Raw genomic sequence first — 23554 nt, 5'->3', positions numbered from 1 at the left:
ATGAAGTACTGCGCTTTTTTTATTGAACGATAAAAGATTCTGCAGAACCGCCATGAATCTGGATAAACATTTTTTCAATCGCAGCCAGTAGCTTGGCTGCTTCTTCTGTTGACATGGACGGGCACAGATAAACGATCTGGAGTGCGCTGGTCACCTTTTCGTTTGTCATTGTACGTTTGGAGTCAACGATCGGACTGCCGAAAGGGCCAGCTTCATCAGAAGACAGCAATTTGCCCTCCATGTTCATTAAACGGCCGTTTAAACCTTCATATTGATCCTCTGGATTCCCCATCCTTACTTCAATATCTCCGGCCAGCACACCTGCATTATAAATGCCTATAGGTACACCATATTGAAGAGAAAAGAAGTTATTAACGTCAACAGCTGAGTTAACCAATCCGATCTCCTTTCCACCGTATACTCTGCGAAGAAGGGCTTCTGCTGAAGGCCTGTATCTTGAGGGATCCATGGAAAGCGCCTTGAAGGTTGTTCTCCATTCCTGAACGGAGGTATGGTCAGCGATGGTGAGCTGCTCAGCATCCATTTTCAGCGATTCAAGAAATAATTGGAATCTGCCCTTTAGCATTTGCGGTGATTCTCCAATCACGATATCATGATATAGTATTGTTCCCAGTTTAAAGGAAGGGACAAGCTTTTTAATATCCTCTGCTAGTTTTATCATCAGATCACCTTGGCTTATCAATGTATTTTATAGATAGTTTACCATAGATGAAGAAATCCTTTTATGAAGAAAGGAGGTACAGTTATGACAGGCGCCCAGTTTAAAGAAGAACTTATTGCATATAGTAAATCAATTGGTATCGACAAAATTGGGTTTGCTTCTTCAGATGTTTTTACTGAATTGAAGGAAAGGCTTATCCAGCAGCAGGAGCTCGGTTATCAATCAGGGTTTGAAGAAGAAGACATTGAAAAGAGAACGAACCCTCAGCTTTTGATGGAAGGTGCACATACCATTATATCCATCGCTCTAGCTTATCCCTCAAAAATGAAAGATGCTCCCCGCAGTGTAAAAGGTGCACGCAGAGGGATTTTCAGCAGGGCATCTTGGGGAGTGGATTATCACCACATCTTGCGTGAGAAGCTCCGGCTGTTAGAGGCCTTTATTACAGAAAAGGTTCCGGAAGCAGAGGTGATGTCAATGGTCGATACCGGGGAATTGTCCGATCGTGCTGTTGCAGAGCGTGCGGGGATTGGATATAGCGCAAAGAATTGTGCCACCATCACACCGGAGTTCGGTTCTTATGTGTATCTGGGCGAATTGCTGACTACCGTATACCTTCCTCCCGATACACCGATTACCGATCAATGCGGAGATTGCACGATTTGTATCGATGCATGCCCAACTGGAGCCCTTGTACAGGGAGGACAGCTGGATTCCAATAAATGTATTGCTTTCCTAACACAAACCAAGGATTTTCTTCCTGACCAATACCGTGAAAAAATAGGAAACCGTTTATATGGCTGTGATACCTGCCAGACGGTATGCCCGAAAAATAAGGGGAAGGATTTCCATCTTCATCAGGAGATGGAACCGGATCCTGAGATAGCGAAGCCTTTATTAAAGCCGATCCTTCATATGAGCAACCGGGAGTTCAAGGAAAAGTTCGGCCATGTCTCCGGCTCATGGAGAGGGAAAAAACCGATCCAGCGAAATGCTATTCTTGCCCTTGCTCATTTTAAAGATGAATCGGCTGCAGATGAACTCGTCCAGCTGATGAATGAAGACCCTAGACCAGTAATTAGGGGAACAGCGGCCTGGGCTCTAGGGAAAATAGGGGCAGTGAACGCAAGAAATGATCTTAATGCGGCAAAAGAACGAGAAAAAGACGGAAATGTGGCTGCGGAAATCGAGAAAGGGCTGAATTTGCTTGAAAATCACGGAATTTACTAATCGCGTCACAGGAACATGTCCGTTAGTATATAAATCATTAAGAAAATAAAAGAAGGGATTTTTATGTGTAATATAAAAACATTATTCTCATATGAGGAAATGAATAGCCCGATTGGCCTCCTGACTATTATTGCAACCGAAAATGGTGTTTGCCGGATTGACTTTGGGAGCCTTGAAGAAAATTTACCATCCCTTCAATCTTGGATGTCGAAGAACTACCTTAAGGGGGAACTGATTCATTCACCAGGACAGCTGCAGAAGGTTGTTGAGCAGCTTGAGAGCTACTTCAGCGGTACACTGCAGGAGTTTTCTATTCCATTAGACCTGTATGGCACTCCCTTTCAAATTAAAGTTTGGGAGCAACTGAAGGGTATTCCTTATGGCGCTACATGCTCCTATAAGGATATCGCACAGGGAATAGGCGCCCCGAAAGCAGTGAGAGCTGTAGGCAGCGCAAACAATAAAAACCCAGTCCCCATCGTTATTCCATGCCACCGGGTAGTTGGAAGCAATGGTGCGCTTGTAGGCTATGGCGGCGGATTGGATAAAAAAGAACTTCTTTTAAACATTGAACTTCAAAACATTATACCAAAGACCTCATGAACCGTTTTTAAACGGTTCTTTTTTTTTGGCTCTGTTTCATATGCTGATAGTACGTTAATTTTGCAACACGGGGGTGGCCTATGTACTGGCTGGAGCATCTGAAGTTCTATATTCAGCGGCTGACCGATTGGATGGTCAACGAAAAGTGGACTGATAGTGTTTATTTGCCATTGGAAGAAAGGGAGAGTTTTGCCCGTAAAAAACAGGCATTGCATGAGAGAAATGCCGTCCTTGTTAACAATAATGTAGAAGCACAGGTTCTTAGGCATTCCAGCTTTGATGATCTTCGTCAGGTGGATTACATTCTTCACTTCAGTAACCTGATCAGGCATGGTTATGATTTTTATGTAGAAGAATGGACCCAGGAGAGGAGAGCGGTCTTTAAAGAAGATCAGCTGATCAGTGATAAAGTGTTAAATCCTGAAGGGCAGCATAAAGAAAAAGTAAAGATCGAAAGAGAGACTGAGTCTCCCGTCCTTCGAAAGCAGCCGTATGACCGGCTGGCGGCAGTAAGGTACGCGGAAAGATGGTGGAATACGTATAACCCTTCCTTCAAATCCTTTGATGTCGATTGTACAAACTATATCTCACAGTGTCTTCATGCTGGCGGGGGCATTCCTATGGTCCATCATGGCACCCGTTCAAAGGGATGGTGGTTTAAACATCATGACTGGAGCTACAGCTGGACAGTAGCTAACGCCATGAGATGGTATTTGAGCGGCTCCAAATCACAGCTGCAGGCGAGGGAGGTGTCTTCAGCGAGCCAGCTTATCCCAGGTGACGTCATCTGCTATGATTTTGATGGTGACGGGCATTGGCAGCATACAACGATTGTGGTAGCCAAGGATTCTTCTGGAGAGCCGCTGGTTAATGCACATTCAACAGACAGCCGGATGAGGTTTTGGAAGTACGAGGATTCCACCGCCTATACCCCGCAAATCAAATATAAGTTTTTTCATATTGTGTAAAAACGTGTGCCTCAAGGCTATATTCCGATAAAAGTGCTATAATAATGGAGGAATAAGCATTCGAGGTGAGAGTTATGGGTTTACATGTCGTTCTTTATCAACCCCTGATCCCGGCCAATACCGGAAATATTGCCCGTACATGTGCGGGAACAGGAACATCTCTGCATCTGATCCGTCCGCTTGGATTTTCAACGGATGATAAACAGTTGAAGAGGGCAGGACTGGATTACTGGGAACACGTTGATGTTCATTATTATGATTCTCTGGAGGAACTGTTCGAGTGTTTTCCAGAAGGATTGTATTACTATATTACCAAATTCGGAAAACAGCGCTACTGCGATATGAATTACAGCGAGTCATCACGCGATCACTTTTTTGTGTTCGGCCGTGAGACGACCGGATTGCCGCAAGAGCTGCTTAAGACAAATGAGGAACGCTGTTTCAGACTGCCGATGAACGAGAACATTCGCTCACTGAACCTGTCCAATACCGCAGCGATTTTAATTTATGAAGCATTGAGACAGCAGGAGTTTCCAACATTGGATTAGCGCAAAAAAATAAAAAAACGTCCCATATTGGGGCGTTTTTTTATATGTACAGCTTATTTTGCTCCGGGATTGTCATTGTATCCCGCAGTGAAAATGGCGGTTAAGAACGCGAGCATAACTCCTAGTATAAGGATGAAACTCATGCGATCTCCTCCTTTGGGTGCAATTTTCCATATCCTTTCTTTATTATATCGAAACCACTGTATCCGCACAACGTAAAACTGGTGTAAAAAACAAGCTTGAAAATATCAAGACTAATCCATCGTCATGACACATAACAATACTAAAACCACTATCATTTTTGGTACTGCTACAATAAAGTTTTTCTATCGGAAAAACAAAAAACAACTTGAATGATTGGGGACATCCTCGCATAAAGTAGATTAACAAACGAAGGATGCAAACACTACGCAAGGGGGTACACATGGATATTTTAAGTAAAATCCAATTGCACCGTGAAGAGGAGAGGCGTCTTGCCTGGGAAGGTACCTTCGGAGAATACCTTGAGATTTTAAAGGAACGCCCTTATGTCGCTCAGTCCGCTCATTCCCGAGTCTATAATATGATTAAAGATGCAGGAATCGAGGAAGTGAATGGAGCCAAAAGGTATAACTTTTTCACCAACCAGATTTTTGGGCTGGAGGATTCAATCGAAAGGTTGGTAGAGGAGTATTTCCATCCTGCAGCTAAACGGTTGGATGTTCGAAAAAGGATACTTTTACTGATGGGGCCTGTTTCCGGAGGGAAATCCACGATTGTTACCATGCTGAAACGAGGTCTGGAGAAATATTCGAAAACAGATGGAGGAGCGGTATTTGCCATCAAAGGCTGCCCGATGCATGAGGATCCATTGCATTTGATTCCTCATCATCTGCGTGAGGATTTTTTTGAAGATTATGGCATCAGGATCGAAGGCAGCCTGTCCCCTTTAAACACGATGAGGCTTGAAAAAGAGTATGATAATTGCATTGAAGATGTGATGGTTGAACGAATCTTTTTTTCCGAAGATAAAAGGACAGGGATTGGAACATTCAGCCCATCCGATCCGAAATCACAGGATATTGCTGATTTAACAGGAAGTATTGATTTTTCAACGATCGCAGAGTTCGGATCAGAATCAGATCCCCGTGCGTACCGCTTTGATGGAGAGTTGAATAAGGCGAACCGGGGGATGATGGAGTTTCAGGAAATGCTGAAGTGTGATGAAAAGTTCCTCTGGCATTTATTATCTCTTACTCAGGAAGGCAACTTTAAAGCGGGACGATTTGCGCTGATCTCTGCGGATGAATTGATTGTCGCTCATACGAATGAATCGGAATACCGGTCATTTATCGCCAATAAGAAAAATGAAGCTTTACACTCCAGGATTATCGTTATGGGAGTTCCGTACAACCTAAGGGTTTCTGAAGAAGAACGCATCTATGGAAAGATGATCAAAGACAGTGATATGTCCCATGTCCACATTGCTCCTCATGCCTTGAGAGTTGCAGCGATTTTCTCAATACTAACCCGTTTGAAGGACTCAAAGAAGCAGGGTATGGACCTGATCAAGAAAATGAGGCTGTATGACGGTGAGATCGTGGAAGGCTACAACCATATCGATCTGGAAGAGCTGCAGAAGGAGTTTTCGGATGAGGGAATGAGCGGAATCGATCCTCGTTACGTCATTAACAGGATCTCTTCTGCCATTATCCGCAAGGACATTCCATCGATCAATGCACTCGATGTTCTCCGCTCCATGAAGGATGGACTTGACCATCATGCTTCCATCACAAAAGAGGATAAAGAGCGCTATATTAATTTTATCTCTCTGGCGCGGAAAGAGTATGATGAGATCGCGAAGAAGGAAGTTCAGAAAGCATTTGTTTATTCTTATGAAGAATCAGCCAAAACATTGATGGATAACTACCTCGATAATGTAGAGGCTTATTGTAATAAAAATAAGCTCAGAGACCCTCTGACAGGTGAAGAGATGAGTCCGGACGAAAAGCTGATGCGTTCTATTGAGGAACAGATCGGAATCTCTGAAAATGCGAAAAAAGCATTCAGGGAAGAAATCTTAATCCGAATTTCCGCTTATGCGAGAAAAGGAAAGAAATTTGATTACAACTCACATGAACGCTTAAGAGAAGCGATTCAGAAGAAGCTGTTTGCAGATCTGAAGGATGTCGTTAAAATCACGACTTCTTCTAAGACCCCTGATGAAGCCCAGCTTAAAAAGGTGAATGAAGTCATCGCCCGCCTCGTCGAAGACCATGGGTACAATACGACATCAGCGAACGAACTCCTAAGGTATGTAGGAAGCCTTTTAAACCGCTAGTTATTAAAAACGCATCCCTATGATTTCATAGGATGCGTTTTTTTTATAAAGTCTTGCCCAGAAGTATGGCCAAGGCAAAAGAATATGTGGATTATAAAAGAATAAAGGGGACTTAGAAAGAGAATACCTTGTATTATGATAAACTATAGTGGTAAATTGATACTAAACGCTAACAAAAAGGAAGTGAAAGGATGAGTTCCAGGGAGGATAGCAGCCAATTATGGGATTGGATCAAAGCCATTGGAATAGCACTTATACTAGCGTTGCTGATAAAGAAATTTTTATTTGAACAGTACGTAGTTTATGGAGAATCCATGATGCCGACCATTCAAAATGGAAACAGGCTGATTGTAAATAAATTAGGATACAATCTTGGTGAGCCTAAACGGTTTGATTTGATTGTGTTTCATGCGAATGCGAAAGAAGACTATATTAAACGGGTGATTGGCATGCCGGGTGAGCGGATTGCCTATCAAAATGATCACCTTTATATCAATGGCAAACAAATTGATGAGCCCTATTTAGATGATTACAAGAAGCATATTACAAGCGGGAATCTGACAGGTGATTTTACATTGGAAGAAGTAACCGGCCAAAAGGTCATTCCAAAAGGAAAAGTCTTTGTTATGGGAGATAATCGGCTGCACAGCATTGACAGCCGCCATATCGGGCTGATCGATATGAAAAAAATAGTGGGTGAAGTAAACCTGCGCTATTGGCCTGTAAAAGAGCTTGAAGTTATCAAGTAAGTTTATTGAGATTGGAATAAGGGAATAGTGCACGTAAGAGGTGATGGTATATGTCCAGAGAACAGGATTATACAGAAAAACCAAAAAACAGCTCCATGACTCCAAACTTTAAAGAAATGAAGGAACATGGAAAGGTAATGGAGAAAATGTCCACGAATGAGGATGTAGAGAAACGCGGAAAAACGCCTGACCCTGCGCAGTATGAACATAACAATAAAAAGAAGAATAACCAGTAAAAACCTGTTTCGGGTAACCGAAGCAGGTTTTTTGATTAGAATGAAAATTGCCTGTTTACTATTGAGAATGAATCTCATATAATGAGAATATACATTGATAATAATTATCATTCTCTCAGGGGTGCTAAAATATGGTTTTAACGGATATTAGAGCTGGCGGAAAAGCAAAAATCATAAATACAGAGCTTGTGAATACATTGGTACGCAGAAGACTGCTTGATCTGGGAATCATGGAAGGAACGGAAATCATCATCAAAAGAATTCTTCCGTTTGGAGGGCCTTTTGCTGTTGAAGCAGGCGGACAATGGGTTGGGATCCGCAGAAGTGAAGCAAAAATGATTCAGGTCTGCCATTCATGATTGAAATCGCACTAGCCGGTAACCCGAATACCGGAAAGACATCTTTGTTTAACATCCTAACGAATTCTTACGAATATGTAGGAAACTGGTCAGGTGTAACCGTAGAAAAGAAAGTCGGAATGCTGAACAATAAAAAAGGGCACTTGATTGATCTGCCCGGAATCTATTCACTTAACCCGCTTTCAAAAGATGAAGGGGTTGCAACCCGTTTCCTGATTGAAGAACAATTTTCCATGGTTTTAAATATCGTTGATGCTTCACAGCTTGAACGTAACTTATACTTAACGATTCAGCTTCTCGAATATGGCAAGCCCGTAGTCATTGGCCTTAACATGGTGGACGTTGCTAAAGGCCGCGGGATCTCAATTGATGAAAAAAAGCTGTCTGAAAAGCTGAATAGCCCTGTTCTTCCAATCGTCGCCAGAACAGGTTCTGGCTGCAAAGAGCTGGCGGGGCTGTTGACCAACGAGCAGCAAGTGAATCAGCCTTTATATATTTCCTATGGCAGTATACTTGAAAAAGCAATGGATCAATTAGCGGCTAAAATTCCTGACATTGACGGCTTGCCGCCTAAGCGATGGCTTGCTCTTCAGTTCTTTGAAGGAAATGATGTCGTGCGCACATTGCTTCAATCGTATATTGCAGAGGAAGAGCTCCAGACGCTGCTCGCAGAGACAGAACAACGTATTCAAAGCGAAGAAAAGGCTAAATCATTGCCGTATTTTATACGAGCTGTCCGAGCCGCCTACATCCAGGATATTGTGGACGTCTCCTTAATAAAAGGGAAAGACGTAAAATATACATTATCCGATCGCATTGATAACATCGTAACGAACAAATTTTTAGGTATTCCTATTTTTATTTTTTTCATGTACTTCATTTTCAAACTCACATTTGATTGGCTTGGGAGTCCAATTTCTGATATGCTCGATGGATTCCTGACGGGTCCTTTAACAGATACATTGAAATCCATCCTGCAAGCAGCCGGTGCTTCTTCATTTATCCAGGCAGTGATTCTGGATGGCATCGTGGCTGGAGTGGGAGGAGTTCTTGTATTTGTACCCCAGATCATGATCCTTTTCTTCCTGATCTCTTTCATTGAAGATTCAGGATACATGGCGAGGATTGCCATGGTTATGGATAAGACGTTAGAGAGCATCGGGTTGAACGGGAAAGCGTTTATCCCCATGATTATCGGTTTTGGATGCAACGTCCCTGGAATTATGGCAGCGAGAACGATTGAGCAGCCAAAGGAACGCCTCTTAACCATTATATTAACGCCGTTGATGTCCTGTTCCGCACGGCTGTCTGTTTACAGCCTGTTTGTGGGAGCGTTCTTTACCCAAAATCAGGCGCTTATAGTGCTCTCTCTTTACCTATTGGGAATTCTGATTGCACTGACTCTGGCCAAGCTTTTCTCTTCAACCATACTTAAGGAAGAGAGTTCGATGTTCGTGATCGAGCTTCCTCCTTACCGCATTCCACAATGGCGTACGCTCATGAGGAATACATGGGAAAAAGGGAAGGGGTTTGTTAGGAAAGCCGGAACCTTTATCTTTGGAGGATCGGTCGTGATCTGGTTCCTGAGTTATGCAGGTCCGTCCGGTTTTGACGTTGAAATGAATAAGAGCTTCCTGGCCATGATCGGCGGAGTGCTCGCTCCACTGTTTGAACCGATTGGATTTGGCAGCTGGCAGGCGGGAGCTGCTTTACTGACAGGATTCCTCGCCAAAGAAGTTGTCGTATCCACGATGAATATTATTTATGTGGCACCTGATCTTCACACACTGCAGGGCGTGATGGCGCACCACTTCACTCCATTGGCGGCTTATAGCTTCATGGCATTTTTACTGCTGTACGTCCCTTGTCTTGCAACGGTTGCCGTAATCAAAAAGGAAACCGGATCAACTAAATGGACATGGTTTTCGATTATCTACGCCCTTATCATCGCTTACCTGGTTTCATTGGTGATCTACCAGGGCGGAAAGCTGCTCGGCTATTAAGTTTTAACGGAAAGTAGGGATAATGAATGCTGCTTAATATTTTGCTCGGCTTACTTATTTTTGGATATGCAGGCTTCACCATTTTCCGATTTGTAAAAAAGAGCAAACAAGGAAAATGCGCAACCTGTGCATTGAAGAAAGGCTGCCAGTCTGCATGCAGTGATATGATGGATGATAAAGTTGCCTTTTCAAACTACAATAAATAACTTTCAAAGCATTCCATGTTCTTCATGGGGTGCTTTTTTTGTGCCGTTTGACGATGAAATTGAGCGAAAATCTAAATTGAGCCAATCGGATGATTAATTGATTCTAATTCGAAGCCAAACTTGCGCTTAATTATAAGGGTCCTGCTTCTTGTTGAGCAAACCTACGCTTATCTCAATAGATTGAAAAATGTGTCAATTACTTAGCAATTCTCATCTTGTACTGCATAGGATAAAGTAACCAACCCTTTTTCAATTCAAAAGCGGGTGGTTCTTTTATCAATTGACCCGATTTCATTCAAATAAAATAATGAGCCAATTAAAAAAGAAGGAGGGGAAATAATGAGCGAGGAAGCTAAAAACAATTTTGCCGTTTCTCAAGAGAACTGGTCCCTCCACCGCAAAGGCTATCAGGATCATCAGAGACACATGGAAAAGGTCCAGGAGGCCATTAAAAACAACCTGCCAGATCTAATCAGTGAAGAAAACATTATTCTATCCAATGGGCGTGATGTTATTAAAATACCAATCCGTTCCCTGGATGAATACAAAATCCGATACAATTATGAGAAGAATAAGCATGTAGGGCAGGGTGACGGTGACAGCCAGGTAGGAGACGTGGTGGCGAGAGATGGGAACGGAAACCAGGCTGGAGCTGGAAAGGGCAAAGGCCAGGCTGGCGACAAGCCGGGAGCCGATTATTCGGAAGCAGAAGTATCACTTGCAGAGCTTCAGGAATTTTTGTTTAAAGAGCTGGAATTGCCGGATTTAAAACAAAAAGAACAGGACAATATCGTTCTGGAAAAGGTTGAGTTCAACGATATTCGCAAGACTGGATTAATGGGGAACGTAGATAAGAAACGCACCATTCTAACTGCTTTTAAGCGCAATGCCTTAAAAGGAAAACCGGCAATAGCACCCATTTATAACGACGACCTGCGTTTTAAAACCTGGAATGAAGTCGTAAAACCGGAATCAAAAGCTGTAGTCCTTGCTATGATGGATACATCAGGATCAATGGGGATTTGGGAAAAATACATGGCAAGAAGTTTTTTCTTTTGGATGACCCGTTTTTTGCGTTCCAAATACGAAACAGTGGAAATTGAATTTATTGCTCATCATACAGAAGCGAAAGTTGTAACAGAAGAAGATTTCTTTTCAAAAGGGGAGAGCGGGGGAACGATTTGTTCGTCAGCTTATCGTAAAGCCCTGGAATTAATTGAAACAAAGTATTCACCATCACGGTTTAATATTTATCCTTTTCATTTTTCAGACGGCGATAATCTGACAAGCGACAATGCTCGTTGCGTTAAGCTTGTGCAGGAAATTATGGAGCACAGTAATATGTTTGGATATGGCGAGGTCAATGCCTATAACCGCCATTCCACTTTGATGAGTGTGTATAAAAACATCACAGATCCTAAATTCAATTATTATATTCTTAAAGAAAAAGCAGATGTATATCATTCCATGAAAAGCTTTTTCAGAAAAAGAGAAGCAGCAAAATAAGCTGCTAACCCATTATCCATGTATTGGATAATGGGTTTTCTTTTATTATGCAGGAAAGTTACATATAACTAATTCATAACCAAATGGGAGGGGACGGAGTTGTTGAATGTTATTCGAATCATGAAGCAGATAGTGTTAGCGGTTATTCTATCTGCTGCTGTGTTGTGCATCTCCCCTAAGATCGCAAGTGCTGCGTGGTTTGAACCGCTTAAGGTGCATTTCTTAGATGTCGGGCAGGCGGATTGCATCCTGATTCAGATGCCGAATGGGAGAAATATGCTTGTTGATGCCGGCGATGAAAATGATGGACCTGAGATCATCCGGTACTTGCAAAGCCAGGGAGTTGTAGACATAGACGTTTTGGTGGCCACGCATCCTCACCATGACCATATCGGATCGATGGACGATGTGATCCGCAATTTTAATGTGAAAAAGATTTATATGCCCAATCTTCCGTATGATACCGCTTATTATCACGATCTTTTCAAAATTATTAACGAAAAGAGCATCCCGGTAGAACGTGCCAAGGCAGGAACCAAATTCCGTTTTGGTTTTTCGGTGAAGGTTGATATGCTTGCACCTGGTTCTGCTTATTATAAATACATTAATGATTACTCTGCGGTCTTAAGAATTACACACGGGAAAAACCGCTTTTTGCTGATGGCTGACGCTGGAATGGAATCGGAAAAGGAACTGCTGTCATCCAAAAAGGATTTAAAAGCAAATGTCATTAAAATAGGTCATCATGGAGCAAATACGGGAACAACGATGGCGTTTTTAAAAGCAGTCCATGCGAAGACAGCTATGATCTCGGTAGGAAACAATAATCCCTATCATTATCCATCAAAAGAAGTGCTGTTCCGTCTGGAAAGACTGAATATGACCATCTACAGAACCGATCAGCTCGGAGTCATAACGGCTATCAGCAACGGAAATAAAATTACGTTTCGAACGAACGGATTTAAATAAGGCAGCCTGCTTTGGGCTGTCTTGTTTTTTTGTGATTTTGTAGGTTAAGGTAGGATAAAATATAGTTTGCATAGGAGTAATGTCTAGCTCCAGCGCTTGTCGGATTTTAGCTGGGCACTTGCGTTTTTCTAAAAAAGGCTTCTCCCTTGCACTTTTGGGGCAGGGATAAGAAAATAAAGATATGAAAAGGGAGGATGGGAAGCAAATGATAAAAGCTGTAGTCTTTGACTTTGATGGGCTTATCTTAGATTCGGAGACGAGTGTATATAATGCCATTCAAGAGATTTTTACTGAGCATTCTTGCAATATGCCCTTAGAGTTATGGCAGCAATGCATCGGAACAAAAGATTTTCTGGATCCCTTTGAATACCTTGAAGAACAAATCAACAAGAAGGTCGATAGAAAGGGCTTGCGTGCCAAGCATCATGAGCGGGTACTATCCATGCTCGAGGGTGAAAAACCCTTGCCGGGAGTGGAAGACTATCTTGAAGCTGCTAAAGAACTCGGTCTGAAAATAGCATTGGCAACCAGTTCCTCACGTCAGTGGGTAACGGGGCATCTGGAAAAATTAAATTTGCTTTCCTATTTTGACTGCCTTAAAACAGCGGATGATGTGGAACATGTAAAACCAGATCCGGCACTGTATTTGGAAGCCGTAAAATGCCTTGGGGTTAAACCCAATGAAGCGATCGCGTTTGAGGATTCGGCAAATGGAGCGAGAGCAGCAAAGGCAGCAGGGCTTTATTGCGTTGTCATTCCAAATGAAGTAACAAAGGGACTTGCATTTGGAGATGTAGATCACCAGATGGAATCATTGGCAGAAGTACAGTTGAAGGAACTGATGAACAGATTCTGATGAACAAAATCCAGGGGGTCAATCACCTAACTTTTGCTGTTGGAAATTTAAGCCGATCACTGATTTTTTATCAAAAGATATTAAAAGCTGAGCTTGTTCACAGAGGGCGGACTGACGCATATCTCGAGTGGGGGCCAGTGTGGATTTGTTTACTGGAACGGGGAGAAGCTAAGAAAGCGGATAGGGTATCAGCAGGTATAGACCATGCGGCTTTCACTGTACTTGAAGCAGATTTTGATCAAGCAGTTGAAATCCTTATAGCTAACGAAGTAAAAATTATCAGAGGCCCTTTAGAACGAGGCGGAGGACGCTGCGTTAACTTTTTGGATCCTGATGGCATACAGCTGGAGCTCAACACAGGCTCTTTGGCTGAGAGAATGAACAATTGGATCTGATGCATGAAAAAGGATAGGAGTGAATCCATTGAGCGAAGTTGATGTTTCCAAATTTGAAAAGAAGATTGAGCTTAGGAATATACAATACAATGATATAGATGAAATACTTGAATTGCAGAAAACCTGTTTCCCAGATCACATGGAGCCGTGGAAGCGCGAGCAGCTTGAAAGCCATCTGGACATTTTTCCTGAAGGCCAGTTTGTAGTTACATACGAGGGAAAAATCATTGGCAGCTGTTCAAGTCTGATCGTTAACTTTGATGAATATGATGACCAGCATACTTGGGACGAGATCACTGATGAGGGGTACATTACCAACCATAACCCCAATGGCTATAACCTATACGGCATAGAAGTTATGGTCCATCCGGAATACCGAAGGATGAAGATCGGAAAGCGTCTTTATGAAGCGAGAAAAGAACTGGCTGAAGAGTGGAACCTGAAAAGTATTATCCTTGGTGGACGCATTCCTAACTATTACAAACATTCGAGTGAAATGACGCCGAGAGATTATGTAAAAGAAGTGATTCACCACAATATCTACGATCCGGTACTGACGTTCCAGCTGATGAATGGTTTTACTGTCATGAGGATCAACCGCCATTATCTTCCGGATGATAAACAGTCTAAAGAGTATGCGACTTTAATGGAATGGAATAACGTTGATTACCATCCGCATAATACGAGAAGGCATTTTAAAACGAGTGAACCGATCCGTATCACGGCTATTCAATACATGATGAAAACCATCGGATCGTTTGAAGATTTTGCTACACAAGTAGAATATTATACAGATGTTGCAGCCGATCAGGGCTCTGACTTTGCGGTCTTTCCTGAACTCCTGACAACTCAGCTTTTATCATTTTGTGAAGAAAAAAGCCCTAGCCAAGCCATCAGGCGTTTAACAGAGTTTACAGAGGATTACATTGAGCTCTTTACTAATCTCGCTGTCCGTTATAACGTTAATATTATCGGCGGCTCCCACTTCGTTGAAGAGGATGGAAACATCTATAATGTGGCGTACTTATTCCGCAGAGACGGGACAATAGAGAAGCAGTATAAGATCCACATTACGCCGAATGAAAGAAAATGGTGGGGGATTACACCTGGGGACAAGGTACAAGTATTTGATACAGATTGCGGTAAGATCTCTATTCTGATCTGTTATGATATCGAGTTCCCTGAATTGTCCCGAATTGTTACAGACATGGGAGCTAACATTATCTTCACGCCGTTCTGTACAGAAGACAGACAGGGGTATGTCCGGGTAAGATACTGCTCACAGGCAAGAGCAGTTGAAAATGAGATCTACACTGTCATAGCAGGAACGGTCGGCAACCTTTCCCAAGTTGAGAATATGGATATCCAGTATGCGCAGTCTGGAATCTTTACGCCATCTGATTTCGCTTTCCCTCGGGACGGAATTGTTGGTGAGTGCCATCCGAACATCGAAACAGTGGTGGTCGGGGACGTTGACCTTGAGATCTTGCGCAGACAGCGCAAGACAGGAAACGTCACTCAGCTTCGTAACCGCAGACTGGATCTTTATGAAGTGATTCAAAAGAGTAAAAGTAAAGGTTGAAAATAAAGCGGCAGGAAATTTCCTGTCGTTTTTGCTTATAAATTTTTATTTACCGGGAAATATTGTCGCAGGACATCAGATCATAAGGCAAAAGATAACGGCGTGTCGAAAACAGTTTTCGTGGCTTTAGCACTGCGTTATAATAAAAATGCTCTTGAGAATTTCCCGAATGAGAAGGGAAAACATGCTCGGTAAAGAATTATATAGGGAGTAGACCCGCACCTAAAAGGAGGAGATTCCGTAATGAACTGGAAGACTGCATATGAAAAATGGCTGAATGAACCGAATCTTGACGAAGAGCTTCAGCTTCAGCTCGAGAAATTAAAAGAAACGGAAACCGGCCTTGAGGATTCCTTTTATAAGAACCTCGAATTTGGCACCGGAGGTATGAGAGGCGAAATCGGCCCTGGTACGAACCGTATGAATACATATACAATCCGCAAGGCGTCAGCAGGCCTTGCAAGTTTTATTGAATCACAAGGGGAGAAAGCAAAGGCGAGGGGTGTGGTCATCGCCTATGACTCAAGGCATAAATCACCTGAATTTGCGATGGAGGCTGCAAGTACATTAGCATCAAAAGGAATTCTAACCTATGTATTTGAAAGCTTGAGACCAACACCTGTGCTTTCTTTTGCGGTCCGCTATTTAAAGGCGTTCAGCGGAATCGTCATTACAGCCAGCCACAATCCTCCTGAGTATAACGGATACAAAGTATATGGAGCAGATGGAGGGCAGCTTCCACCGAATGAAGCGGATCTCTTAACAGAAAAAGTTGAAGAAATCGAAAATGAACTGGCTATCTCTGTTGTGCCTGAAGAGCAGTTAAAAGCGGAAGGGCTCATCCAAATGGTCGGAGAAGAAATTGATGAGGCTTATCTTGAGCAATTAAAAAGAATTACCGTAAATCCGGATCTCGTCCATGAGATGCAGTACTTGAGCATTGTATTTACACCTCTTCATGGGACTGCCAATCACCCCGTAAGGAACGGACTTGATGCCATCGGCTTTAAAAATGTTACTGTTGTAAAAGAGCAGGAACAGCCAGATCCGGATTTTTCTACTGTAAAATCACCTAACCCTGAGGAGCATGCAGCATTTGAACTTGCTATTGAATATGGAATAGAAAAAGATGCAGACATCCTGCTTGCTACCGACCCTGACGCAGATCGTGTTGGTGTAGCGGTGAAAAACCTGGAAGGTGAGTATGTTGTTCTTACAGGCAATCAGACAGGTGCACTCATGCTTCATTACCTTCTTTCACAAAAACAGGATCAAGGCTCGCTCTGCCCTAAGGGGGTTGTGCTTAAAACCATCGTAACGTCTGAGCTGGGAAGAGAAATCACGAGCTCGTTTGGCCTGAAAACCATCGATACACTCACCGGATTTAAATTCATCGGTGAGAAGATTAAGGAATATGAGAAGACAGGAGAGCATACTTTTCTGTTTGGATATGAAGAAAGCTACGGATATTTAATAGGGGATTTTGTGCGCGACAAGGACGCCGTACAGGCCTGCCTCCTTGCTGCTGAAGTTGCAGCTTTCTATAAGAAACAAGGGAAAACCATGTATGAGGGCCTCTTGGATGTATTTGATACTTATGGATATCACTTAGAAGGCCTTGAATCATTAACGCTAAAAGGCAAAGCAGGAGCCGAACAGATTCACCATATATTAGACTCGTTCAGAGCCAGTCCCCCAGTGGAAATGGCGGGTAAAGAGATATTGTTTGTTGAGGATTACAGCACAGGGACGAGAACCAAGCTGGCATCTAAAGAGGAAAGCAGCATTCACCTGCCAGCATCCAACGTCTTAAAATATGTATTGCGTGACGGTTCATGGTTCTGTTTGCGGCCTTCAGGGACAGAACCGAAGATCAAGTTTTACTTTGCCGTCAAATCAGACTCCTTCAGCAGCAGTGAAACCTTGCTGCGTGAGCTGAAGACTGACGTTATGAATCACGTCCATCAGCTTATTGCAGCAGCTCAGTAAAAATAGTAAAAAGCAGTCCCGGGATCCGGAACTGCTTTTTTTAGATCAGGAACAATAACAGGGAGATTTCATATGGATAAACAAGACAGGAAAGCAACGATTGATTCTAGGTACATCCAGCAACATCTGGCCAATGAGCGGACATATCTCGCTTGGATTCGGACGGCCATTGCTATGGCTGGCATAGGGTTTGTATTCTTAAATCTTCACTTTACAATGCAGATCAAAGTTTTTCGGATTGAGGATCAGGTGGTGGCAGCTGTTGGGTTTATCGCCTTTTTGCTAGGAATGGCTACCATTATCTTTGCGACTGCCGATTATTTCAATAAACGAAAACGAATCAATGATCAAACGTTCCAGTCACCGATTCGAATGGTTTTTGTTGTTTCAATTTCCCTCGTTATTGTCATGAGTATTCTGATGGTAAGTTATTTTCTCATGCGGAATATTCTATAAGTAACTGAAACGTTTGACTGTATGGTTCTAATTCTGTAAAATTACTTATTATCTATGCATTGGGGTGATTGATTTGGGAAGTATCGTATCAGCGAACTAGCAGAATTAGCAGGCGTTTCAAAAAGAACCATTGATTATTATACAAAACTAGGCCTGTTAAAGGCTGAACGTTCCCAATCCAATTATCGGTTTTACAGTGAAGAAGCCCTACAGCAGCTTACGTGGATCAATTATTATAAGAAACAGCATCTGCCTTTAGAGAAGATTAAAGAAAAAATGGCATCATTCAATGAAAATGCGGGACAGTATGCAGAAACGATGCAAAAAGTCGATATGCAGCTCAACACACTTGAAAAAGATGTTCAGGATTTAAAGCCTCTTCTTCAACAGCTAAACAAGGAGCAATTAAAACTTGCTGTTAAACATATGCCTGCCGAACGTGCAACTTTACTTCACAGCCTTTTATTGATTATTGGAGAAACGCCGCTTATTTAAGGGAACGCCGAAAGTATCCAGTAAAATAAATCAGGAGGTGACATCTTTATCTCTCCCCGATATGAGAGAATAAAGAGTCTATTTGGACATATTTAAGTTATTCGTAGTAGCATTACTGATTGTATTAACCGCTTTTTTTGTGGCTGCTGAATTTGCGATCGTAAAGATCCGCCGCACAAGAATTGACCAGCTCGTTGAAGAAGGAAACAAAAAAGCCATTGCAGTGCGAAAAGTGCTGTTAAACCTGGACGGTTACCTTTCAGCCTGTCAGCTGGGTATTACAATTACCGCTTTAGGGCTTGGTTGGCTTGGGGAGGGTACTCTCCATCACTTGCTTCAGCCGGTTTTTGAACAGCTGAGCTTGAGTCCTGCGCTTACTAAAACGGTCACTTTAATTCTTGCTTTTGCCATTATTACGTTTCTCCATGTTGTACTTGGTGAACTTGCACCTAAAACCTTTGCCATTCAAAAAGCGGAGGAGATCAGCCTGATGCTGTCAGGGCCGCTGATCTTGTTCTACAGAGTCCTGTATCCAGTCATCTGGGTGCTAAACGGAAGTGCGCGGCTTTTAACAAAAATGTTTGGGCTGTCTGCCGTTTCGGAGCATGAAATGGCCCACTCTGAAGAAGAGCTTCGGCTGATTCTTTCAGAGAGTTACAAGAGCGGAGAAATTAATCAGTCAGAGTATAGCTATGTGAATAAAGTCTTTGAATTTGATGACCGTATCGCTAAAGAGATTATGGTACCGCGTACGGAAATCGTTTGTTTATATATTAATAAGTCAATTGAAGAAAATCTTTCCATCATTACGAGTGAAAAATATACACGTTATCCAGTCGTTGATGAGGATAAAGACCATGTGGTTGGCATGGTAAACGTAAAAGAAATATTCTATGACCTGATGTCGGGTGTGGAAAAATCATTGGAGAGCTACTTGCGTCCTATTTTAACCGTGATTGAAACCATACCTATTCAGGAAACCTTAGTGAAGCTTCAGAAACAGCAGGTCCACATGGCCGTCCTCATGGATGAATATGGGGGAACTGCCGGTCTGCTTACAGTTGAAGATATACTTGAAGAGATCGTCGGGGAAATCAGGGACGAATTCGATACAGATGAAACCCCGATGATTTTAAAAGTGACCCCCAGAGTTACCGTGCTTGATGGGAAAGTTCTGATTTCTGAAGTGAATGATCTGTATGGCCTTGATATTGATGATTCCGATCTCGATACGATTGGAGGCTGGATGCTTTCTCAAAACTCCGATATTGTTGAAGGGGATGAGATTGAGTATGAAGGCTTGATCTTCAAAGTAGTGGAAATTGACGGCCACCAGATCAAACGCATTGAGGTTAGTAAAATAGAAATCTCGAAGGATATAGAGGGATCAGTAAAAGCCCCTGAATTAGTTACCGATTTAGAGTAACACATTCATATGAAGTGCCCGCTGTCTAAATAAGATGGCGGGCACTTTTTTATGGTTTAGGATTTAAAAATATGGAAATGGAATGGATAAGTGTAAGTGTACTTGTAGCAAATGCCACAGATAAGATGGTGATAAGAGAGTAGAAAAACATGCCCTCGCCCATAAAATACAACCCTGACAAAATAACGGCTGCATCAATAATGAAGATGATGACTCCTACGTTGAGAGAAGAACGTTTAGAAATAAAAAGTGCGAGAAGATCCGTCCCGCCTGTACTTGTTTCGTATCTGAGCATAATGCCGATACCCGTGCCAATCAGTAAGCCGCCGGTGATGGCGCTTTCCATAACTGGAAGATGTATAAATCCCTTGAGAGGCAGGAGCAAATCAATAACAAAAGAAGAAATGAGCATTCCATGAATACTGTTGATAAAAGAGCTGCGGTCAAATTTCCAGACCAGAAAATAAATCGGTATGCTCAGAAGAATAATGGTCATTCCTACCTTAAACCCCCACACATACTTCAACAGCAGGCCGATACCAATCATGCCGCCATCTAATAAATGAAAGGGCAGGATAAACACATTAATACCGATTCCCATTAAAAAACTGCCGATGAAAACGGCTGTCATCTTTGCAAGCATCATTTGCCTCCTGTCCCTCTTTTTACTACTTTATGAAGCGGGACAGGGATCAATTACTGCACAAAAACTGCCTAAGTATTATTTTTTGGATAAAATGGAATCAAACTCACTGGAGTTTACCATATTTATACTAAATTGATTTTTTAGTTCTTCCAATTGATTCATCGTTTGTTCAAATTCTTCTTCTTCTTCTTCCATATATCGTTTAAAAAAATAAATGGAGTCATCTTTCGTAATTAAAAGAAGTTTGATCTCAAGTTCCAATGGCTGTTTCCCTGAATCTTCATCACTGAACAAAATTCCTCCTGGTGATGTTTCCTTTTGGCTGAGATACATTGTACCTTGTGACGTATGCGTTTTGGAGAATTCAAGTATGTCATCGAATGACTCAGCTTGTCTCATTGAACTCATCCCTTCTACAGGTTTATCTATTCATTTTTCCCGCAGCAAGAAAAATTTAAACAACTGTTTAATCGATAAATATCAGCGGTTGCCCGTGATGTTTGTCCACACCAAAGTACCTTCTCCTGCATCTACTATTAGTACCATCGGTTGGTAATAAAATCGGTGATGAAAGGAGAGTAAGTCATGGGTTTTGGTTTTGATGGCGGAGACGGCTTTGGCCGCCGCCGGGGAGATACGTTTAGAAGAGAAGCAATTGCGCTAATTAACGAACGTGTACAAGTAGATACCGTAAACCAGACATTCCGCGGAAGATTGGTTTCAGTTGGCCGGGATGTCATCGTACTGCGTGTAAGAAAAAACAATTGTACATTCCGCGTTGTTATCCGTATATGCGAGATTGTAGCGATTTTCCCGATCTAACTGGGTTTCGACAGTTAAAAAACATCCCTTTTTCAGGGATGTTTTTTAATTTTTTCTATCGTTTAAAACCGCGTTGTTGCTTAGTTTATCAAAGAAATATATCTAGTTAGCAATTATTAACTTTGACAAACATTTTATAAAGAATATACAATTAGATTATTGTGTTAACGATTACAAACAACAAGAGGTGATATACATTATGAAAAGAATTGGACTAGCATGGCAGATTCTTATCGGTTTGATTCTGGGTATCGCGGTCGGAGCTATTTTTTACGGCAATCCTGGAATTGAAAAGTATTTGCAGCCAATTGGAGATATCTTCATCAGGCTCATTAAGATGATTGTCATTCCGATTGTAGTTTCCAGCCTAATTGTCGGAGTTGCCGGTGTAGGTGATATGAAAAAGCTGGGTAAACTCGGCGGAAAAACTATTCTTTATTTTGAGATCATTACAACGATTGCCATCGCTGTTGGGTTGTTGGTAGCAAATATCTTTAAGCCCGGTGCAGGCGTAGATATGAAACATTTGAGCAAAACAGATATCGGGAGTTATGTAGAAACAGCTAAAACCGCTGGTGAACATGGATTTGCGGATACAATCGTTAATATCGTTCCTCAAAACTTGTTTGAATCTCTCGTGCACGGTGATATGCTTGCTATTATTTTCTTCTCGGTAATGTTCGGACTTGGTGTGGCAGCAATTGGTGAAAAAGGTCAGCCGGTTCTGAGGTTTTTCCAAGGTACAGCAGAAGCGATGTTTTACGTGACCAACCAGATCATGAAGTTTGCTCCATTCGGGGTTTTTGCACTGATTGGTGTTACGGTATCCAAGTTTGGTGTTACATCCTTGATCCCATTAAGCAAGCTTGTTATTCTTGTGTACTTGACTATGGCGTTCTTTGTTATAGTGGTACTCGGGCTCGTTGCAAAAATTGCGGGTGTTAATATCTTTAATATTTTCAGAATATTAAAAGATGAATTGATCCTTGCGTATTCAACATCCAGCTCAGAAACGGTTCTTCCGAAATTAATGGAGAAGATGGAGAAGATGGGCTGCCCGAAAGCCATCGCGAGCTTTGTTATCCCAACAGGGTATTCCTTTAACTTAGATGGTTCAACTCTTTATCAGGCTATCGCGGCATTGTTTATCGCTCAAATGTACGGGATCGACATGCCGATCTCCTCTCAGATCACACTGCTTCTCGTGCTGATGGTAACATCTAAAGGAATCGCAGGTGTTCCTGGAGTATCGTTCGTCGTCCTCCTTGCTACATTGGGAACAGTTGGCATCCCGGTAGAAGGTTTAGCGTTTATTGCTGGTATCGACCGTATCCTTGATATGGCAAGAACCGCTGTTAACGTAGTTGGTAACTCTCTCGCTGCGATCATCATGTCCAAGTGGGAAGGCCAATTTGATAATCAAAAAGCTGAAGCGTATATCAACGAAGTTAAACAAGCATCATAAAAAGAAGCTCCTGCAAAAGCAGGAGCTTCTTTTTTAATTTAATAAGGCTTATTGCTTAAAGTATCAATAAAAAACTGCTATAATTGAAATATACCATAAGAGAAACTTATTACTAGAGGGGGAGTGCTGTTGGAATCACTACAACAACAACAAACGGCTCATAAGAAAATTACAAAGACCAATCTTTTTAAAAGGGTAATTTTTATAGCCCTGGGGGCATTGCTCGTAGCTACAGGCCTTGAAATTTTCCTCGTTCCCAATCAGATCATTGATGGGGGAATCGTTGGTATCTCCATTATTTTGTCTCATTTAACAAAGCTGAATCTTGGCTTGTTTCTTGTCGTGTTAAACATTCCATTCTTTTTCCTCGGTTACAAGCAAATCGGAAAAACCTTCGCCATTTCTACATTATTTGGTGTCATTATCATGTCTATTGGAACATCCTTTCTTCATCCTGTACCCGTTTTAACCGATGATCCTTTATTGGCCGCAGTATTCGGCGGTGTTATTTTAGGGGTGGGCGTCGGTATGGTCATCCGTTATGGAGGATCTCTTGATGGAACAGAAATTTTAGCCATTTTATTCAATACTAAAACACCTTTTTCTGTTGGTGAAGTGGTGATGTTCTTTAACATCTTCATTCTTGCAAGCGCAGGGTTTGTATTTGGATGGGACCGCGCTATGTATTCCTTGATCGCCTACTATATCGCTTTTAAGGTCATAGATGTTACCATTGATGGATTTGATCAGTCTAAATCTGTATGGATCATCAGTGATGAACATATGAGGATAGGCGAAGCCCTTCTTGCCAGACTTGGCCGTGGTGTAACTTATCTGAATGGGGAAGGTGCATACTCCAGAGACGATAAAAAAGTTATTTTTACCGTAATCACCAGGCTGGAAGAAGCGAAACTGAAAAATATCGTCAATGATATTGATCCGACGGCCTTCTTAGCGGTGGGAAATATTCATGATGTAAAGGGCGGCAGATTTAAAAAGAAAAATATTCACTGATACTGTTGTCCAAGGTTTGGAATAGGGTA

25 protein-coding genes and 1 pseudogene are annotated in these 23554 nt (G+C 42.1%); 23 read left to right on the top strand and 3 right to left on the bottom strand.

All coding sequences use genetic code 11. The features are described 5' to 3' along the window. Positions 1-19 precede the first annotated feature (19 nt). Complete coding sequence (locus OKX00_RS19415; protein WP_322114331.1) at positions 20-682, bottom strand: B3/B4 domain-containing protein; 663 nt, start codon at positions 680-682, stop codon at positions 20-22. Positions 683-766: 84 nt separating this feature from the next. Here OKX00_RS19415 and queG point away from each other — a divergent pair, with 84 nt between their 5' ends. The 20 genes and pseudogenes from queG to OKX00_RS19320 all read left to right on the top strand — a co-directional run bounded on the left by queG (position 767) and on the right by OKX00_RS19320 (position 19578). After that, positions 767-1912, top strand: coding sequence for a tRNA epoxyqueuosine(34) reductase QueG (queG, locus tag OKX00_RS19410; protein WP_265408498.1), 1146 nt, complete (start codon positions 767-769; stop codon positions 1910-1912). Positions 1913-1975: 63 nt separating this feature from the next. Beyond that, positions 1976-2515 (top strand): methylated-DNA--[protein]-cysteine S-methyltransferase, encoded by a 540-nt coding sequence (locus OKX00_RS19405; protein WP_265408497.1) that lies wholly within the window; start codon positions 1976-1978, stop codon positions 2513-2515. A gap of 80 nt (positions 2516-2595) precedes the next feature. After that, a complete protein-coding gene (locus OKX00_RS19400) occupies positions 2596-3483 on the top strand; it encodes an amidase domain-containing protein (protein WP_265408496.1) in 888 nt (295 codons plus the stop codon). A gap of 74 nt (positions 3484-3557) precedes the next feature. Continuing rightward, complete coding sequence (gene trmL, locus OKX00_RS19395) at positions 3558-4031, top strand: tRNA (uridine(34)/cytosine(34)/5-carboxymethylaminomethyluridine(34)-2'-O)-methyltransferase TrmL (RefSeq protein ID WP_265408495.1); 474 nt, start codon at positions 3558-3560, stop codon at positions 4029-4031. A 424-nt stretch (positions 4032-4455) separates the two neighbouring features. Then, complete coding sequence (locus OKX00_RS19390; protein ID WP_265408494.1) at positions 4456-6351, top strand: PrkA family serine protein kinase; 1896 nt, start codon at positions 4456-4458, stop codon at positions 6349-6351. Positions 6352-6542: 191 nt separating this feature from the next. Next, positions 6543-7100, top strand: coding sequence for a signal peptidase I (gene lepB, locus OKX00_RS19385; RefSeq protein ID WP_053355632.1), 558 nt, complete (start codon positions 6543-6545; stop codon positions 7098-7100). Between the two features lie 50 nt (positions 7101-7150). Next, complete coding sequence (locus OKX00_RS19380) at positions 7151-7336, top strand: hypothetical protein (protein ID WP_053355631.1); 186 nt, start codon at positions 7151-7153, stop codon at positions 7334-7336. A gap of 131 nt (positions 7337-7467) precedes the next feature. Beyond that, positions 7468-7695: a FeoA family protein gene (locus OKX00_RS19375; protein ID WP_053355630.1), complete on the top strand. Its 228-nt coding sequence runs from the start codon at positions 7468-7470 to the stop codon at positions 7693-7695. Beyond that, positions 7692-9698 (top strand): ferrous iron transport protein B, encoded by a 2007-nt coding sequence (feoB, locus tag OKX00_RS19370; protein ID WP_265408493.1) that lies wholly within the window; start codon positions 7692-7694, stop codon positions 9696-9698. Before OKX00_RS19375 ends, feoB begins: the two co-directional genes overlap by 4 nt. A 26-nt stretch (positions 9699-9724) precedes the next feature. Next, positions 9725-9904, top strand: a complete 180-nt coding sequence (locus OKX00_RS19365) for a FeoB-associated Cys-rich membrane protein (RefSeq protein WP_053355628.1) — start codon at positions 9725-9727, stop codon at positions 9902-9904. A 339-nt stretch (positions 9905-10243) separates the two neighbouring features. After that, a complete protein-coding gene (gene yhbH, locus OKX00_RS19360) occupies positions 10244-11410 on the top strand; it encodes a sporulation protein YhbH (protein ID WP_053355627.1) in 1167 nt (388 codons plus the stop codon). A 99-nt stretch (positions 11411-11509) separates the two neighbouring features. Then, positions 11510-12379 (top strand): ComEC/Rec2 family competence protein, encoded by an 870-nt coding sequence (locus OKX00_RS19355; protein WP_265408492.1) that lies wholly within the window; start codon positions 11510-11512, stop codon positions 12377-12379. Positions 12380-12584: 205 nt separating this feature from the next. Next, entirely contained in the window at positions 12585-13235 is a 651-nt protein-coding gene (locus tag OKX00_RS19350; protein WP_053355625.1) for an HAD family hydrolase, read from the top strand. Beyond that, complete coding sequence (locus OKX00_RS19345) at positions 13235-13630, top strand: VOC family protein (RefSeq protein ID WP_265408491.1); 396 nt, start codon at positions 13235-13237, stop codon at positions 13628-13630. Before OKX00_RS19350 ends, OKX00_RS19345 begins: the two co-directional genes overlap by 1 nt. 28 nt (positions 13631-13658) lie before the next feature. Continuing rightward, on the top strand, positions 13659-15212 hold the full coding sequence (locus OKX00_RS19340; protein WP_265408490.1) for a bifunctional GNAT family N-acetyltransferase/carbon-nitrogen hydrolase family protein: 1554 nt from the start codon (positions 13659-13661) through the stop codon (positions 15210-15212). 243 nt (positions 15213-15455) lie between these two features. Then, positions 15456-17201, top strand: a complete 1746-nt coding sequence (locus OKX00_RS19335; protein ID WP_265408489.1) for a phospho-sugar mutase — start codon at positions 15456-15458, stop codon at positions 17199-17201. 72 nt (positions 17202-17273) lie between these two features. Next, the gene (locus OKX00_RS19330) at positions 17274-17657 is read left to right on the top strand and encodes a YidH family protein (RefSeq protein WP_053355622.1); all 384 of its coding nucleotides are present in this window, start codon (positions 17274-17276) and stop codon (positions 17655-17657) included. A gap of 87 nt (positions 17658-17744) precedes the next feature. Beyond that, positions 17745-17879, top strand: a pseudogene (locus tag OKX00_RS23415) (MerR family DNA-binding transcriptional regulator); the annotation flags it as partial. Positions 17880-17933: 54 nt separating this feature from the next. Further along, positions 17934-18152 (top strand): hypothetical protein, encoded by a 219-nt coding sequence (locus OKX00_RS19325; protein ID WP_053355621.1) that lies wholly within the window; start codon positions 17934-17936, stop codon positions 18150-18152. An 82-nt stretch (positions 18153-18234) separates the two neighbouring features. Beyond that, positions 18235-19578 carry a hemolysin family protein gene (locus tag OKX00_RS19320; protein WP_053355620.1) on the top strand — a complete coding sequence of 448 codons (1344 nt, stop codon included), beginning with the start codon at positions 18235-18237 and terminating at the stop codon, positions 19576-19578. Between the two features lie 49 nt (positions 19579-19627). On the opposite strand, the gene OKX00_RS19315 is transcribed toward OKX00_RS19320, so the two are convergent. Both OKX00_RS19315 and OKX00_RS19310 read right to left on the bottom strand, forming a co-directional pair. Then, positions 19628-20221: a YitT family protein gene (locus OKX00_RS19315; RefSeq protein ID WP_053355619.1), complete on the bottom strand. Its 594-nt coding sequence runs from the start codon at positions 20219-20221 to the stop codon at positions 19628-19630. Between the two features lie 78 nt (positions 20222-20299). Then, the gene (locus tag OKX00_RS19310) at positions 20300-20623 is read right to left on the bottom strand and encodes a hypothetical protein (protein ID WP_062236814.1); all 324 of its coding nucleotides are present in this window, start codon (positions 20621-20623) and stop codon (positions 20300-20302) included. Between the two features lie 186 nt (positions 20624-20809). Between OKX00_RS19310 and OKX00_RS19305 the strand changes: the two genes are divergently transcribed. The 3 genes from OKX00_RS19305 (at position 20810) to OKX00_RS19295 (ending at position 23525) form a co-directional block, all read left to right on the top strand. Further along, positions 20810-21046 carry a DUF2642 domain-containing protein gene (locus OKX00_RS19305; RefSeq protein WP_265408488.1) on the top strand — a complete coding sequence of 79 codons (237 nt, stop codon included), beginning with the start codon at positions 20810-20812 and terminating at the stop codon, positions 21044-21046. Between the two features lie 199 nt (positions 21047-21245). Then, complete coding sequence (locus OKX00_RS19300) at positions 21246-22511, top strand: cation:dicarboxylate symporter family transporter (RefSeq protein ID WP_265408487.1); 1266 nt, start codon at positions 21246-21248, stop codon at positions 22509-22511. Between the two features lie 129 nt (positions 22512-22640). After that, on the top strand, positions 22641-23525 hold the full coding sequence (locus tag OKX00_RS19295; RefSeq protein ID WP_305585545.1) for a YitT family protein: 885 nt from the start codon (positions 22641-22643) through the stop codon (positions 23523-23525). Positions 23526-23554: the final 29 nt, after the last annotated feature.

The sequence above is a fragment of the Fictibacillus sp. KU28468 genome (assembly GCF_026153615.1).
GTDB lineage: Bacteria > Bacillota > Bacilli > Bacillales > Fictibacillaceae > Fictibacillus_C > Fictibacillus_C marinisediminis.
The sequence above is the reverse complement of the archived record's forward strand: the minus strand, read 5'-3'. Positions and strand labels throughout refer to the sequence as shown.